The sequence below is a fragment of the Sorangium sp. So ce834 genome (assembly GCF_051521425.1).
Classification (GTDB): domain Bacteria; phylum Myxococcota_A; class Polyangia; order Polyangiales; family Polyangiaceae; genus Sorangium; species Sorangium cellulosum_D.
Map to the genome: position 1 here is coordinate 8048695 of NZ_CP150351.1, position 15727 is coordinate 8064421.

Annotated in this window: 12 protein-coding genes; 7 read left to right on the forward strand and 5 right to left on the reverse strand. The window is 72.0% G+C overall.

The window, feature by feature from the left end; all coding sequences use genetic code 11:
- Nucleotides 1-89: 89 nt before the first annotated feature.
- From WMF20_RS29160 to WMF20_RS29175, 4 genes are all read right to left on the reverse strand, one after another.
- Nucleotides 90-1259, reverse strand: coding sequence for an MFS transporter (locus WMF20_RS29160; RefSeq protein WP_129577504.1), 1170 nt, complete (start codon nt 1257-1259; stop codon nt 90-92).
- Nucleotides 1256-1801 (reverse strand): glycine-rich domain-containing protein, encoded by a 546-nt coding sequence (locus WMF20_RS29165; RefSeq protein WP_437605191.1) that lies wholly within the window; start codon nt 1799-1801, stop codon nt 1256-1258. Before WMF20_RS29165 ends, WMF20_RS29160 begins: the two co-directional genes overlap by 4 nt.
- The gene (locus WMF20_RS29170; RefSeq protein WP_437605192.1) at nt 1798-3069 is read right to left on the reverse strand and encodes a hypothetical protein; all 1272 of its coding nucleotides are present in this window, start codon (nt 3067-3069) and stop codon (nt 1798-1800) included. Before WMF20_RS29170 ends, WMF20_RS29165 begins: the two co-directional genes overlap by 4 nt.
- Nucleotides 3070-3201: 132 nt before the next feature.
- On the reverse strand, nt 3202-3453 hold the full coding sequence (locus WMF20_RS29175) for a hypothetical protein (RefSeq protein ID WP_437605193.1): 252 nt from the start codon (nt 3451-3453) through the stop codon (nt 3202-3204).
- A gap of 548 nt (nt 3454-4001) precedes the next feature.
- Here WMF20_RS29175 and WMF20_RS29180 point away from each other — a divergent pair.
- Together WMF20_RS29180 and WMF20_RS29185 are read left to right on the forward strand one after the other, a co-directional pair.
- Nucleotides 4002-5162, forward strand: coding sequence for a hypothetical protein (locus WMF20_RS29180; RefSeq protein WP_437605194.1), 1161 nt, complete (start codon nt 4002-4004; stop codon nt 5160-5162).
- 400 nt (nt 5163-5562) lie between these two features.
- Complete coding sequence (locus tag WMF20_RS29185) at nt 5563-6123, forward strand: pyridoxamine 5'-phosphate oxidase family protein (protein WP_437605195.1); 561 nt, start codon at nt 5563-5565, stop codon at nt 6121-6123.
- A gap of 108 nt (nt 6124-6231) precedes the next feature.
- On the opposite strand, the gene WMF20_RS29190 is transcribed toward WMF20_RS29185, so the two are convergent.
- On the reverse strand, nt 6232-6948 hold the full coding sequence (locus WMF20_RS29190) for a hypothetical protein (RefSeq protein WP_437605196.1): 717 nt from the start codon (nt 6946-6948) through the stop codon (nt 6232-6234).
- A gap of 248 nt (nt 6949-7196) precedes the next feature.
- Between WMF20_RS29190 and WMF20_RS29195 the strand changes: the two genes are divergently transcribed.
- The 5 genes from WMF20_RS29195 (at nt 7197) to WMF20_RS29215 (ending at nt 15417) form a co-directional block, all read left to right on the forward strand.
- A complete protein-coding gene (locus tag WMF20_RS29195) occupies nt 7197-8201 on the forward strand; it encodes a VOC family protein (RefSeq protein WP_437605197.1) in 1005 nt (334 codons plus the stop codon).
- Nucleotides 8202-8227: 26 nt separating this feature from the next.
- Nucleotides 8228-8437 (forward strand): hypothetical protein, encoded by a 210-nt coding sequence (locus WMF20_RS29200; protein WP_129577511.1) that lies wholly within the window; start codon nt 8228-8230, stop codon nt 8435-8437.
- Entirely contained in the window at nt 8430-9440 is a 1011-nt protein-coding gene (locus WMF20_RS29205; protein WP_437605198.1) for a sensor histidine kinase, read from the forward strand. Before WMF20_RS29200 ends, WMF20_RS29205 begins: the two co-directional genes overlap by 8 nt.
- A 104-nt stretch (nt 9441-9544) precedes the next feature.
- Nucleotides 9545-9778, forward strand: a complete 234-nt coding sequence (locus tag WMF20_RS29210; protein ID WP_437605199.1) for a hypothetical protein — start codon at nt 9545-9547, stop codon at nt 9776-9778.
- A gap of 125 nt (nt 9779-9903) precedes the next feature.
- Nucleotides 9904-15417, forward strand: coding sequence for a DUF4215 domain-containing protein (locus tag WMF20_RS29215; RefSeq protein ID WP_437605200.1), 5514 nt, complete (start codon nt 9904-9906; stop codon nt 15415-15417).
- Nucleotides 15418-15727: the final 310 nt, after the last annotated feature.

Consider the following 15727-nt stretch of genomic DNA (forward strand, 5'->3'; position numbering starts at 1 on the left):
TCCGGACACGGATGTGCGCGCGGCGCTGCTCGCCCCGCGCGGCGTTTGCGATGATGCGTGCGGCGCGGCGCCGCCCCGGGCGACGGCCCTCAGGCCCGGTGGACGTTCCAGGCGAGCGCCATCAAGCTCACGACCAGCACCACGCCGAGGTGCAGCAGGCCGCTCCACCCCAGCGCCGACAGGAGCGCTCCGGACGAGAGCGACGCCGCGCCGCTTCCGGCGAATACGCACAGATCGTTGACGCCCTGCGCGCGAAAGCGCTCGGCGCCCGAGCGGCTGCGCGCGACAAGGGTCGTCGCGGTCACGAACACATAACACCACCCGATCCCGACCAACGAGAGGCCGACGAGGTGCCCTTCGAACCCCGGAACCCAGCTGATCATGAAGCCCACGAGAAGGAACGCGAGCCCGACGCCCTGGAGCGCCGCGATCGACATCCGCTGGAGCAAGGCGCCGACCGAGAGCGACGGCAGGTACATGCTCAAGAGGTGCACCTCGATCACCCAGCTCGCCTCCTTGACCGAGCGCTGCTCGACGCCGCACATCTGCAAGGGCGTCGGCACCATGATCAGGCTCATCACCAGGAAGGCGCCGGCGCCCATGGCGACCATCGGCCAGTACAGGGCCCGCGCGCGCGCGTCGGGCGCGGCGGAGGCCCCGGCGGCGAGCGCCTCCTGCGGCCGGTACGCCGCGAACGAGAGCGCCGAGATCGCCTGGAGCGCCGCCAGGATCAGCAGGGTGTATGGCATGTAGCTGGACGTCCGCCCCTCCAGCAGGCCGAAGAGCGAGATGCCGGGGACGATGCCCGCCGCGCTGGCGAGCTGGATCATCGTCAGCAGGCGCGGCGCGCGGCCGCTCGGCTGCCCTTCGAGGATCGCGAAGCGATATTGCTGCACGAAGGCGCCGTGCAGCCCGACGCCGAGGACCGCCGTGCAGAACAGCGCGAAGTCCGAGCGCTCGACCGCGCGCGCGGCGAGCGCGAGGCAGCCGGCGGACAGGAGCGCCGCGGCGATGAAGCAGGGCCGGCGCCCGAAGCGCCGCATCAGCTGGCTGGCCGGCCAGGTGCCCAGCGCCGAGGACAGCACCAGCGCGGCCACCGGCGCGGTCGCGAGGCGCATGTCCCTCGCGAGCCGCTCGCCCACCAGGCTGCCGACGAACTGGATCGAGACCACGCCGGCGATCCCGACGACCTGACACAGCAGCAGGACCGCCGTGTTGACGGACGCGGCCGGCGCGGCGGCGAGCGCTCGGCGGGTCAACGGGCGCGCTCCGCGCCGGGCGGCGAGGGCTGGTCTTCCGCCTCCAGCGCCGCGATGGCGTCCAGGGACAGGCCGAGGCGCTCGCTCAGGAAACGCACCATCGTCCAGTGGGGCAGCGCGCCCTCGTCGAAGGGGCCGAACTCCGCGCGGTAGAGCGGCAGCCAGCGCAGCGCCTCCTCGAGCGCCTGCTCCCGGCTGGGCTGCGTCTCCTGGTAATCCTCGTACGGCAAGCTGCGGTGGTGGATGAAGAAGCGCCCCGGCAGGCGCTCCTCGCACAGCTCGCGGTACTCCCGCGTCTGCAAGATGAGGTAGTGCCAGACCTCGTCGATCGCCTGCTCGACGGGCAGGAACAGGCCGGCCAGCCGCTCCGGGTAGCGCGAGACCAGGTACAGGTACCTCAGACACTCGATGACCTGGCGCTCGACGTACGCGGGCTCGTCGCCGGTGGTCCGCGCGAAGTGCCGCACGATCCCGGAGAAGAAGGCGTCATCGAGCAACGCCTTCAGCGCGGCGGCCGTCATCCTGGGCTGTTCCGTCTTCATACGCCACCTCGCTCCGAGGCCTCGGTCTCCTGCACCAGCCATGCGTATTTCCCGGACTTGCCGATCGCGATGTGCTCACGGTGCTCGAGGGCGCAGTCGAGCGCGGCGCCGTCCGAGATCGCCTGTCGCAGCGCGCGCGCCGCGGCCGCCCCGATGGGCCTGCCGTCGAACGTGGTGTACAGGAGCCGCGCCTCCCGCGGACCGCTCGGGCGGAGCTGGTAGACGAAGATGGACGGCGCGGACGCGGCGATCCAGTCGTCGAGGTGGGCCTGGGAGAGCAGGCCGCCGCGCCCGAGCCGCAGCAGCTCTCGCTCGCGCCCGCAGAACCGCCGGATGCGGCGCGGGTCGGGCGAGCCGTCGACCGTCTCGGCGCAGTCGCCCGAGCGATAGCGGATCAGCGGCATGTGGGGGTTGCGCACGCTCGACACGATGAGGCTGTAGATCGCGCTGCCCTCCTCGACCGGGATCAACTCCAGGAGCATCTTGTCGAGGTAGGGCCAATATCGCCCGTGACGATCGCTGTAATACAGATACCCGAGCTCGGTGCTGCCGAACAGGTCGATGATCGGGCAGTCGAAGCGCTGCTGGAGGAACCGCCGCACGTTCCTCGGCGTGTACTCGTAGGCGTGGACGACGCTGGCCGGCCTCGGGAAGCGCTGCCACGCGCCCGAAGAGAGCGCCTTTTGCACGAGGTGAGCGAGGTGGTAGCTGTCGCAGTCGAGGTGGAACAAGCCTCGCGGATGCGCCGTCTGGACGGCGGTCATCTCGCCCAGCATGCGCTCCACGTCGCTGCGCTCCCAGAGCGCCGGGTCGAGCTGCAGGTTGAGGTAGAGCGTCCGCTCGTCGAGCCTGCGCTCCTCGAGGCTCGGGCGCGCCGGCGCCGGGGCGCCGCGCCGCTTCGCGTTGAGCCGCGCCACGTGCTCGGTCGCCAGCACGGTGGTGAGCGAGACGCGCTGGCAGCCCAGCTGCCAGGTGCCGGCGATGTCGGGGTGCTCGCTCCACAGCCGGTAATAGGACTTGAGCAGGAAGAAGGGCGGGCGGATGATCTGCATCCGCGCGTGGTTGGTCCCGGTCGAGAGCACGAGCTCCGCCTCGCCGGCCTCGAGCGCCGCGGCGAGCCTCGGGGTCATCCAGTTGTCTGGAAAGCCCCTGGCGATCTCCGGCTTCTCGAGGATCGGGAACGAGCCCGCCTCGATGGACGCGCGGTAGATGGGGATATCCCTGACCTCTTCGATCATCGCGGCGAGCGTCTGTCGTTGGGCGTCCATCGGTCGACTCCGGAAGACGGCCGGGCGGGCCATCGAGAAGCGTTGTTCCCCTGGGTCCGGGCGGCCGCGAGCGAGGCAGAAGCCCGCAACAGCAATGGCGCTCCGCCTCGCTCGCCGACCCGGGTGGCCCTGTCAGCTGATGCAGCCGGCCTTCTTCGAGATACAGCCGGCCTTCTTCGAGATGCAGCCGGCCTTCTTCGAGATGCAGCCCGCCTTCTTCGAGATGCAGCCGGCCTTCTTCGAGATGCAGCCGGCCTTCTTCGAGATGCAGCCGTCCTTCCTCGAGATGCAGCCGGCGTCGAGGGTCGCGTCACCGGCCGAGTTGGCCGCGACCCACTGGTTCCAGAGACGGTCTTGGGCGATCTGCCGAATCAGGTGTTCCATTCGAGCCTCCTAGATCGTGATGGTGGTTGATGCGTGAACAGCGCACACGTCCACGACCCGCGCGCTGCCGCGGTCGCGTGCTCGACGGCATGGCAGACACGGATTGTGTGCAGCCCGACCGTCCAGCTGACTATATGGGTCCAGGAAAGGGGGTCAAGGAGCGGAGCCCGGGCTGGATCGCGTTGTCCTGACATCTATCAAGAGGGATGGCCCGTGGGCGGCGCAGCTATCGCTACGCATCACGCAGCGAGCGCACCATTCAACCGATACGATAAGATTTCGGCGCAGACGTCTGTGAGCACACCCGGATGGTGTCGTAGATGGTGTCGTAGCAGATGCACCGATTCGTCCGCGGAGCGCCCCCCGAGCTCGTCGGCCGGGCCGGCCTGGTCAAGCTGCCGGACGGACGGCACGGACTCCGTTTTTCGTGTAGATCGATGCGGGAGCGCGTGCGTAGGTGGGGGGGACGCGGCGGTTCCGCTCCGCCGCGCGAACGGCGAGAGACAGCGATGGCCAAGGCAGATCGAGAAAGCGAGACGGGAGCGCGCGTGTGGACCGGAGCCGGCGGGTGCGACCTCGACGCGCCGCTGCGGCAGCGGCGCCCGCGGCGCCCGGTCCGGAGGTGGCGCAAGGCCGCGTGCGGCCTGACGGGGGTGCTCGCGGCCGGCGCGCTCGGGCTGGGGACCGCGGGCTGCGCGCGCGCCGCTCCGGACCGGTCAGGGACGGCCGCCGTCGAGGCCAGACCGGTCGCCAGCGCCGCGCCCGTCGCCGGCGCCGCGGCGAGCGCCGGCGCCGCGGCGAGCGCCGGCGCCGCGCCCACCGCAGACGCCGCGCCCGCGGTCAGCGCCGCGCCGGCCGCGACGCCGCCGCCGGCGGCCGCCGCGGGGTGGCGGTTCGAGAGCTCCCTCGGCGTGCAGATCGAGGTCCCGGCGGACTGGGCCGTCAACGACTACGGCTGCAACATGAGCGACAGGCCCACCGTCGTCCGGGCACAGGTGTACCAGCTCGCGTGCCTGACGCCGGAGAAGCCGACGAAGCAGGTCGCGCAGATCGGCGCCGATGCACCGGAAGAGGTGAAGAAGGGCCCGGAGTTCACGCGCCGCGACGTGTCGCTCGGCGGCGTGAGCGCCGAGCGCACGGAGGGGCGGGGCGCGGACGGCCGCCATTTCGGCTGGCTGAGGATCCCGTCGCGGCAGATCCTGATCTCGGTCAGGACCCACGATCCCGAGATCACCCGCCGGATCCTCGACAGCGCGCAGCTCGTCGGCGTCGATCACAACGGCTGCCCTTACAGGCGCCCTCCCAAGGCGGCGCACCCCGGCGCGCGCTCGGCCATGGCGCCTCGCGACCCGGCGTCGATCTCCATCTGCTACTACGGCCCGAGGGGCGACGTGCTGCGGACCTCCGCGCGCCTGTCCGGGCGAGAGGCGGCCGCGCTGGCCGCCGCCCTCGGCTCGTCGAGGCCCGGGCCGAACCCCGACGTCGATCCCAAGCAGTGCCTGCACCCGCCTGCGCCGCCCCCGGCAGATGCGGTGTTGCTCGTGGAGGACGCCGCCGGCAAGGGCACGATCCATGTCGCGTTCTCCGGCTGCACGGGGCGCGGCCTGGACAACGGCGCGCTGCGCGCGCACGTCAACCTGCCGATCATCCAGCGCATCATGATCCCGCTGGGCACCGGCTTCACGTTCAGCGGCGATCTGAACCCCTGAACGGCGCACCGCGGCTCCCCCGGCTCGATCGCGGGCGCGCAAACCGGTGACGAGGGGCGAGGTGAGCCCGCGGTCGCCTGAACGGTCGCGAAGCTCGGAGTTCAACGCAAAGGCGCAAAGGCGCAAAGGCGCCCAAGGACAAGATGGGAGAGGCACGCGCCGCATGACTAGGCTCGTCCGTTTCACGCGGAGGGAACCACAGTCAGGCACGGAGCTCCTTGCCCCTCCTCACCCTCTTTTCTTGCGCCTTTGCGCCTTTGCGCCTTTGCGTTAAAATCTCTCTCGCCAGGAGCAACAGCATCGCTCCAGCGGCACCTCGCGCGGCCCGCCCGCACGCCACGGCACCGATCGCCCCGCCACCCGCGAGCGCCCTCGCGCGCCCCTGTCCCCCCGAGGATCCATGGGAAAGACCTTCTCCGAGCTGGACGACGACCTCACCGGCTTCCTCGCCGAGCAACACCTCTTCTTCGTCGCCTCCGCCCCCTCGGGCAGCGGCGGGCACGTCAACCTGTCGCCGAAGGGGCACGACACCTTCCGCGTCCTCGACCCCCGGACCGTGGCCTACCTCGACCTCACCGGCAGCGGCGTCGAGACCATCGCGCACCTCCGCGACAACGGCCGCGTCACGCTGATGTTCTGCGCGTTCTCCGGCCCGCCCCGCATCGTGCGCCTGTACGGCCGCGGCGAGCCGGTCTTCCCCGGCGACCCGCGCTTCGACGCGCTCGCGGGCCTGTTTCCGCGGCTCCCGGGCGTCCGGTCGGTGATCCGCGTCGCGCTCGAGCGCGTCGCCACGTCGTGCGGATACGCCGTGCCGCGCATGGCCTACGAGGGCGAGCGAGATACGCTGTCGAAGTGGGCGGAGCGCAAGGGGAAAGAGGGCCTCTCGCGGTACCGGCGGGAGAAGAACGCGGCGAGCATCGACGGCCTGCCAGGCCTGCCCCAACCGCCCGGAGACGAGTGATCCGGCGGTGCCGGCGCGGCCCCCCGCGCTCGTCGGCGGGCGACCTGGCCCCCGCACGCTGGTCAGGCGTGTCCCGTGGCCGGAAACAGGACAACCAAGGCGCCGGGACTACGGATCTTCCGGGATGATCACGGCGATGCTCTCGGTCGGCAGGGTGAAGGGCACGGCGATGGCCGGGAGCGGCGACGTGCCGATCTCCGTCTCCTCGTCGAGCTCCAGGTAGACCGTGAGCTCCAGCTCGTGGGCTCCGTCGCCGGCGAGCGCGAGGCGGCCGCACGTCTCGTGCTCGGCGGAGATCGAAAGAGCGACGCAGCCGTCGACCACAGGAATCGACTCGGCGATGCGGCCGTGCCACTCGACGGTGACCGACGCGCCGGCCGCGAGCTCCTGGAACGACGGCCCGCACGCGTTCCCGCCGGGCTCGCCCTCGAGCAGGCCCTCGCAGGTCGGAATCGCGGCCTCGAACATGTTCTTGCCGTCGACGGACCACCCGACCGGGGCGCAGCCGCCCGGCGTCAGGTACACGGGTGTGCTCCGCTCGTTCGTCACGACGATCGAGATCGGCTCCTCGAGCGCCTCGTCATCGAGCACGTCGTCGCAGCTCGCCTCGCCGCCGGTGCCGCCGGCGCCGCCGGAGGCGCCCGAGCCGCCGGAGCCGCCGGAGCCGCCGGAGCCCCCCGAGCAGGCCACGAGGAATGCGCTCACAAGGAACGCGAGCAGCGAGGAACCCCTCAAGATCGAGAAAGAAGGCATGGTGTTCTCCCGGAAGCCGCTGGCACTCGACGACAAAAATGTGCCGTAGACGAGCACGGCTTCCGTTGGCACTGATCAATCACAGTTCGTGCCCGCCACGAGAACGGGCTGTTTCGCGCTTTGGCACACTCGGCCTTGACACAATTGTGCCACAAAGCGCCATAACAAGTGACCTCAATGTGCCGTGACACAGATCGCCTCGGAGATCCCGGCCTGGGCCAGCGCGCCGTCGGTTAGGCTCCGCGGAGCGCGTACCGCCGCTGCCTCCTGCGGCGGTCCCGCGCCCCGAACGCTGGCTGAAGGAGGCGGAGGTGACCTGAATGGGTCGTGACATCGATCACCTGCACCACGTCGGCCACGTCGTGAGCGACATGAAGGAAGGGCTCGAGCTCTACCGGCGGCTCGGCTTCCGCCTGTCGCCCCCCGCCTACCCCATGCTGCCGCCCAGGGAGGGCGAGCCCCCCAGGCCGTTCGGCGCCGCGAACACCCACGCCAACTTCCCGCGCAACTTCGTCGAGCTCGTGAGCTGCGTCCGGGACGACGACCCCGGCTGGATCCCGAGCGACGCCAAGCTCGTGCCCATCCAGGCGCCTCCCGAGCACCTGCCGCGGCTCACCGAGGCCATCCGCAGCACCGTCGCCAGGATCGCCGCGTGCCTCGCGCGCTTCCAGGGCCTGCACATCCTCGTGTTCAAGACCCCCGACGCCGACGCCGCGGCCGGCAGGCTGAGCGCGGAGGGCATCCGCCACGGGGGCGTCAGCGCGGTCCGGCGGCCGGTGGACACCGCGAAAGGCCCCCGGGTGGAGGCGCTCCGCTTCATCGAGCTCGACGGCGACGCTCCGGCGGACGCCGGGGCGGGCCGCGCGCCCGAGGGGAGGCTCGCGATCGCGGAGAACCCGCCCGCGGAGCTGCTCGAGGCACAGCTCCACATGGATCATCCGAACGGCGCGGTGGACCTCGTCGACGCCGTGCTCTGCGTCGCCCGGGCGGCGCTGCCGGAGGTCGAGCGCCGCTACGCGACGTACCTCGGCCGCGCGGCGCGCGCCGACGGTCCGGCGCGCGTCTTCGATCTCGACGGCGCCCGCGTCACCCTCGTCGCCGACGCCGATCTGGAGGCGCTCCTGCCGGGCGAGCGGGCCACGGCGCTCCCGGCCTTCGTCGCCTACGCGGTCGCGGTGCGCGACGCCTCCGCCGCGCGGAAGCTCCTGGAAGCGAACGGCTTCCCGCTGAGGGCGTCGGCCTCGGGCGACCTCTTCGTCCCAGCCGCGGCGGCGCTCGGCGTCGCGATCCTGTTCCGGCAGGCCGAGGATGTGAAAGCGAGCTGAACCGTGCGACCATCGGGGAGCGCCGCATGGCACGCCTCCTCCTCGTCGACGACGACGCCTCCCTGCTCGAGGTGCTCGCGCTCGCGTTCCAGGAGGCGGGGCACGCGACGCTCTCCGCGCGCGGCGGGACGGCCGCGCTCGCCCTCCTTCGCAGGATCGAGCAGGTCGACACCACCTCCGATCGCATCGAGACCGTGATTGGCGCCGGCTACCGATTCCGGGCCTTCCGTGGATGACGGAAGGGCGCAAGGCGGCCCGCTCCCCTTCTTCCGCTCGCTGCGCTTCCGGGTGACGGCGCTCGTCGCCGTCCTGATCGCGCCCACGCTCCTCTACCTGCGCCTCGAGCTGCCGCGCCTCGCCGCGATCACCCTGCCGCTGTCGCTGCTGCTCGCCCTCTGGCTCACGAGCCGGTTCGTCCGCCCGCTCGAGGCGCTCCGCCGGCGCGCGCTCGCGAAGATCCACGAGCCCACCCCGAGCGCCGACCTCCCCCTCCAGGGGTCGGCCGAGATGCAGGACGTGGCCGCGGCGTTCAACGCCCTGCTCACGGCGCTCGCGGAGCGCCGCAAGGCGAACGAGGCGTTCGTCGCGGACCTCGTGCACGAGCTCAAGAACCCCGTGGCCACGATCCGCGGCTGCGCCGACGCGCTCGCCGAGGCGCCGGCCGAACGCGAGCGGGCCGCCCGGCTCTCGCGGCTGCTCAAGGAGTCGAGCCACCGGCTCGACACGCTGGTGAGCCATTTCCTGGAGCTCGCCCGCGCCGAGGCCGGGATGCTCCACGAGGCGCGCGAGCGGGTCGACGTCGCGGCGCTCGCGCGGGGGCTCGTCGTGGCCATGGCCGACGACGAGCGCTTCGCCAAGGTCCGCTTCACCGTCTCCGGGGCCGCGAGCGCCCGGGTCGTCGGCGTCGCCCACCGGTTCGAGTCCGTCCTCCGCAACCTGCTCGAGAGCGCGGCGTCGTTCTCGGGCGACGGCGGCAAGGTGCACGTGAGCGTCGACGTGGTCGAGGGGAGGCGCGTCGAGATCCGCGTCTCCGACACCGGCCCCGGCATCTCGGCGGAAGATCTCGCGCGGGTGTTCGATCGCTTCTTCACGACGCGCGGGCGCGAGCAGGGCAGCGGGCTCGGGCTCGCGCTGGTCCGCGCCGTCGTCGAGGCGCACGGCGGCGCCGTGAGCGCCGCGTCGAACCCGGGGCGGGGCGCCACCTTCGCGGTCGAGCTGCCGCTCGCGCCGGCCGGGTGACCGCGCTCACGCCGGCGCCGCGCGCGAGGGACCGCGCCGCAAAAGCGCCTCTCGGAGAGCGGTCTCCGCCCCGAACGCGGCGATTTGATGGGCACCCATTTGGTTTGAGCACCAACGAGATCGAGCGCGCCGGTCAGAGCAACAATGTCAAGCGCGAACCGGGTTGCGAAGCCGCGCGGTCGCTCGTGCCACAGCAGCAGAAAGGAAGCACCGCCCCCACCCGGCGCTGCGTCGCGCAATGCGCGTCATTCGCCAGCGGAGCTCTCATGGCGTCCACCGAGAACGGGATGCCGCGCCGCTGTGGCCGAGTGGAGGAGGATGAAGTGATTTTCGCCTAGAGGTGTGAAGGGCGCCCGGGCTACCCTGGAACAGGGTCGTCGACCTTCTGCCCGAGCGCATCCGCTCGTGTTCGTCGAGGTGTGTCGTGAGTTTGAGAACGTCTTATCTGGCTTTGGCGGTGGGATTGCTGCAAGTCGCTGCCGCCTGCGGCGGGGGAGCGCCCTCCACGGGCGATCCCGGCGCAGGCGGCGCGGGGACCGGCACGAACTCGAGTGGATCCGGCGACGAGACCGGAGGGGGCGGCAGCGACTTCGGCGTGGGCGTCGGCCAGGGAGGCAACGGCGGAGAGCGGCCGGATCCCTGCGCCGGCGACGACCCGCCCCCCGAGTGCGAGCTGCCGCAGGAGCCCGCCTGCGGCGACGGCATGATCAACCAGGCCAGCGAGGCGTGCGACGACGGCAACAGCCTGCCCGGCGACTGCTGTTCGGGCCTGTGCGAGATCGAGCCTTACTGCGAGTGTCCCGCGCCCGGCCAGCCGTGCGTGCTGACCATCGCGTGCGGCGATGGCGTGGTCGACCCGGGCGAGTTCTGCGACGACGGCAACACCGCGGACGGCGACGGCTGTAGCGCCGACTGCTTCTTCGTCGACCCCTCGTACGTCTGTCCGAAGCCGGGCGAGCCCTGCACGCTGCTCTACGATTGCGGCGACGGCCGCGTGAACGGCTCGGAGACGTGCGACGACCGCAACAAGGTGTCCGGCGACGGCTGCAGCGCCGACTGCAAGCGCGAGCCGGGCTTCGCGTGCCCTCGGCCCGGGCAGCCCTGCGAGCGCGTGCCGGTCTGCGGCAACGGGGTCAAGGAGACCGGCGAGACCTGCGATGACGGCAACGCCGTGAGCGGCGACGGCTGCTCGAGCCTCTGCCGGCAGGAGTCCTTCTACACCTGTCCGACGCCGGGCGAGCCGTGCGAGCTGCTCATCCGGTGCGGCGACGGCAGGGTGGACCCCGGCGAGCTCTGCGACGACGGCAACACGGCGGACGGCGACGGCTGCAGCGCCGACTGCAAGGTGCTCGACCCGCTTTACGTGTGCCCCAGGCCGGGCGTGCCCTGCACCCTCCTCTATCGTTGCGGCGACGGCCGCGTGAACAACGGCGAGCAGTGCGAGGACGGCGGCGACCCGCCCGTGTCCGGCGACGGCTGCAGCGCCACGTGCATGCGCGAGCCGGGGTATGTGTGCCGGCGGCCCGGCCAGCCCTGCGAGCGCCTGCCGGTCTGCGGCAACGGGCTCCTGGAGAGCGGCGAGCAGTGCGACGACGGCAACACGGCGGGCGGCGACGGCTGCTCGAGCCTGTGCCGGCAAGAGGCGTTCTACACCTGCCCGACTCCGGGGCAGCCGTGCGAGCTGCTGATCTGGTGCGGCGACGGCGCGCTCAACCCGGGCGAGGTCTGCGACGACGGCAACAACGCGAGCGGCGACGGCTGCAGCGCCGACTGCAAGACGGTGGAGCCGATCTACACGTGCCCCACGCCGGGCGTGCCCTGCACCCTCCAGTACTGGTGCGGCGACGGTCGCGTGAACGGCTCGGAGGAGTGCGAGGACGGCGGCAGCCCGCCCGTGTCCGGCGACGGCTGCAGCGCCACGTGCATGCGCGAGGAGGGATATCAGTGCAGCCGGCCGGGCCAGCCGTGCACGCGGCTGCCCGTCTGCGGCAACGGCCTCAAGGAGACCGGCGAGGTGTGCGACGACGGCAACACCGCGAGCGGCGACGGCTGCTCGAGCCTGTGCCGGCAGGAGGCGTTCTACACCTGCCCGACCCCGGGGCAGCCTTGCGAGCTCCTGATCCGCTGCGGCGACGGCGTGGTGGACCCGGGCGAGATCTGCGATGACGGCAACACGGCGGGCGGTGACGGCTGCAGCGCGGACTGCAAGGCGGTGGACCCGGCGTACGTGTGCCCCGAGCCGGGCAAGCCGTGCATCCTCGTCTACCGGTGCGGCGACGGCCGCGTGAACGGCGGGGAGCAGTGCGACGACGGCGAGGATCCGCCGGTGTCCGGCGACGGCTGCACGGCCGACTGCCGGCTCGAGGAGGGCTGGAACTGCCGGCCGGGACAGCCCTGCACCGTGAGGACCTTCTGCGGCGACGGCGTGGTGCAGCTCGGCGAGCAGTGCGACGACGGCGGCGGGGTGAGCCCTGTCGGCGGCGACGGCTGCACCCCGCAGTGCAAGATCGAGGTGGGCTGGACGTGCCCGCCGGCCGGCGGCCCCTGCACCCCGCCCCCGCCGCCCGTGTGCGGCGACGGCGTGATCGGCGGCGCCGAGCAGTGCGACGACGGCGAGGAGCCGGCCGACGGCGACGGCTGCAGCGCCGACTGCGAGACCATCGAGGACGGGTGGGACTGCTCGCGCGTCGGGTTCCCCTGCAAGACGGTCTGCGGCGACGGGATCAAGGTCGGCGCCGAGCAGTGCGACGACGGCAATGGCGACAGCGGCGACGGCTGCGACGAGACCTGCCGGATCGAGCCCGGCCGGATGTGCGACGATCTCGAGCCCCAGGACTGCAGCGGCTACTCCGACTGCGGCAACGGCATCGTCGAGGGCACCGAGGTCTGCGACGACAACAACGGCAACTGGCGCGACGGCTGCACGCCGGACTGCAAGCGCGAGCCCGACTGCAGGGCCGGCGCGTGCCTGTCGATCTGCGGCGACGGCATCCTCCTGCCCGGCGACGCCACCGAGCAGTGCGACGACGGCAACACCGAGAGCGGCGACGGCTGCTCCGCCACGTGCCGGATCGAGCCTGGCTACGTCTGCACCGTGGCGCCCACCGAGATGCGGCTGCCGATGGTCATCCGCGACTTCATCGGCTGGTGCCCGGACACCTACAACCGCAACACGAGCAACGCTCAGTGCGACGCCCGCCTGAACGCCAACCCCATCGGGCACTTCGACTTCGAGATCACCCCCTCGGACGGCGCGCAGCTCGACGGCACCGTCCAGACGACGCTCGACGCCGACGGCAAGCCCGTGAACGCGTACGGCCTCGGTTACTTCGATCCGACCCGCGCCACCGGCTACACCTCGGGGCAAACCAACTTCCAGTGGTGGTACCGGGACAACCCGCAGTTCAACCGGACGCTCCTCACCACGATCGAGCTGCTCGAGGCGACCCCCGGCAGGTTCGTGTACGAGCGGAGCCCGTTCTGGCCGGTGGACCTCGACCCCCCCGGCGCCGATCCCACGCTCAACAGCCTCCTCTTCACCGGGGACGAGAACGCGCGCGACGGCGGGCACAACTTCTACTTCACGAGCGAGGTCCGGTACTGGTTCCAGTTCAACCCGAATCCCGCCGTGGCCGACCCGGTGCTCACCTTCTACGGTGACGACGACGTCTGGGTGTTCATCAAGAACACGCTGACCGTCGACATCGGCGGCATCCACGAGCGCATCCAGGAGAGCGTGACCATCCGGGACGACGGCTCCGCCCTCGTGACCCCCTGCACCGGTAACAACTGCCCGAACCGCGCCCCCTACCCCGTCAACCTCAACCTCGAGGCGGGCAAGGTCTACGAGATCGCGGTGTTCCAGGCCGAGCGCCACGTCACCGGGTCGAACTACCAGCTCACGCTGGCGGGCTTCAGCGCCGGAACGTCGGTGTGCACGCCGCAGTGCGGGGTCGACCCGCCGGTCGTGACGCCGGGCGAGGAGTGCGACGACGGCAGCGCGAACGGGACCGGCTACGGTCAGTGCAACAACTGCCAGCTCGGCGCCTACTGCGGCGACGGCGTGAAGAACGGCCCCGAGGCCTGCGACAACGGCATCAACAACAGCACCTACGCCAACGCCTCGAACGCCTGCGCGCCGGGGTGCGTGGCCCCGCCCCGCTGCGGCGACGGCCTGGTCAACGCGCCGTACGAGGCGTGCGATCTCGGCGCCGGCAACACGGCGAGCGGCTACGGCGGCTGCACGACGGAGTGCGAGATCGGGCCGTCGTGCGGCGACGGCGTCGTCAACGGCGGCGAAGGGTGCGACGACGGCGTCAACGACGGCTTCTACGACACCTGCAACCCGAACTGCACGCCTGCGCCGAAGTGCGGCGACGGCCACGTCGACCAGGAGTGGGGCGAGGAGTGCGACAGCAGCGACCCGAACTGCGTGCGCTGCCAGCTCGGCGAGCACTGCGGCGACGGCGTGCTGCAGTCGGAGCTCGGCGAGCAGTGCGACGACGGCATCAACGACGGCGGGTACGGCCAGTGCGCGCCCTCGTGCGTCCTCGGGCCGCGCTGCGGCGACGGCATCGTCCAGCCCGCGGACGAGAGCTGCGATCTCGGCGACGGGATGAACACCGGCGCCTATGGCGGGTGCACCAGCTCCTGCACCTACGGTCCGTACTGCGGCGACGGCGTGGTCAACGGCGCCGAGGCGTGCGACGACGGCGTGAACGACGGCGCCTACGGCACCTGCGCCCAGGGCTGCACGCCGGCGCCGAGGTGCGGCGACGGCCGCGTCGACCGCGACTGGGGCGAAGAGTGCGACAGCAGCGACCCGAGCTGCGTGAACTGCCGGCTCGCCGCGCAGTGCGGCAACGGGATCGTGCAGCCGCAGCTCGGCGAGCAGTGCGACGACGGCGTGAACGACGGCGGCTACGAGCAGTGCGGCCCCGCGTGCCTGTACGGGCCGCGCTGCGGCGACGGCATCGTCCAGCCCGCGGAGGAGGACTGCGATCTCGGCGACGGGCTGAACAACGGCGCTTACGGCGGGTGCACCGCGTCGTGCGACTACGCGCCGTACTGCGGCGACGGCGTGGTCAACGGCGCCGAGGCGTGCGACGACGGCGTGAACGACGGCACCTACGGCACCTGCGCCCCGGGCTGCACGCCGGCGCCGAGGTGCGGCGACAACCACGTCGACGCGGACTGGGGCGAGGAGTGCGACAACGCGGCCGACCCGAACTGCGCGAGCTGCCGGCTCGGCGCGCACTGCGGCGACGGCGTGCTGCAGCCGGAGTTCGGCGAGGAGTGCGACGACGGCATCAACGACGGCGGGTACGGCGAGTGCGCGCCCTCGTGCGTCTACGGGCCGCGCTGCGGCGACGGCATCGTCCAGCCCGCGGAGGAGGACTGCGACCTCGGCGCCGACGAGAACGGCGGCGAGTACGGCGGGTGCACCGCGCTCTGCCAGTACGGGCCGTACTGCGGCGACGGCGTCGTCAACGGCACCGAGACCTGCGACGACGGCGTGAACGACGGCTTCTACGGCAGCTGCCTCCCCGACTGCACGCCGGCGGCCAGGTGCGGCGATAACGACGTCAACGAGGAGTGGGGCGAGCAGTGCGATCCGCCGAACGAGGCCACGGGCTGCAGCAAGAACTGCCGCCTCGGCGCCCAGTGCGGCGACGGGGTCGTTCAAGCCGGCGAGCAGTGCGACGACGGCAAGAACGACGGCGGTTACGGCGAGTGCGGCCCGGGCTGCGTGCTCGGCCCGCGCTGCGGCGACGGCATCCGCAACGGCGACGAGAAGTGCGACGACGGCGACGGCAACAACACCGGCGGCTACGGCAAGTGCGCGCCGGGCTGCGTCTACGGTCCGTACTGCGGCGACGGCATCCGCCAGGCCGCCTACGAGGAGTGCGACGACGGAAACAAGGTGAGCGGCGACGGCTGCAGCCTGACGTGCCAGAACGACGGCATTCCGAAGTAGCCCGTCGCGACCGGGCGCGCGGGGCGCAGGCGCCGAGGCCTGCCCCCGCGAGCCCGGGCGGCCCCGTCCCAGGGCCGCCGCGCTGCCCATCCCCCTTCCTGAACCGCACGCTCGAGCCCGACGCGGAGCAGCGCCTGGAGCCTGCGCCGCGCCCAGCGGCGAGCTCCTGCCACCGCCTCTCATGGAACGTGGCCTTCGGATCGCGCGCCCGCGGGGGCCGCTCGGCCGGGCTCGACCGCACCCCTGAGCTCTAGAGTCCGCCGGCATCTCCGCCGAGGCTGATCCCGGCAGCTTCGCGGCGGCAGCATCG

Excerpts from the sequence above, each read along its gene's own strand:
- WMF20_RS29165 (WP_437605191.1), bottom strand. The coding sequence starts at position 1,801 with ATGAAGACGGAACAGCCCAGGATGACGGCCGCCGCGCTGAAGGCGTTG.
- WMF20_RS29170 (WP_437605192.1), bottom strand. The coding sequence starts at position 3,069 with ATGGACGCCCAACGACAGACGCTCGCCGCGATGATCGAAGAGGTCAGG.
- WMF20_RS29185 (WP_437605195.1), top strand. The coding sequence starts at position 5,563 with ATGGGAAAGACCTTCTCCGAGCTGGACGACGACCTCACCGGCTTCCTC.
- WMF20_RS29175 (WP_437605193.1), bottom strand. The coding sequence starts at position 3,453 with ATGGAACACCTGATTCGGCAGATCGCCCAAGACCGTCTCTGGAACCAG.
- WMF20_RS29195 (WP_437605197.1), top strand. The coding sequence starts at position 7,197 with ATGGGTCGTGACATCGATCACCTGCACCACGTCGGCCACGTCGTGAGC.
- WMF20_RS29200 (WP_129577511.1), top strand. The coding sequence starts at position 8,228 with ATGGCACGCCTCCTCCTCGTCGACGACGACGCCTCCCTGCTCGAGGTG.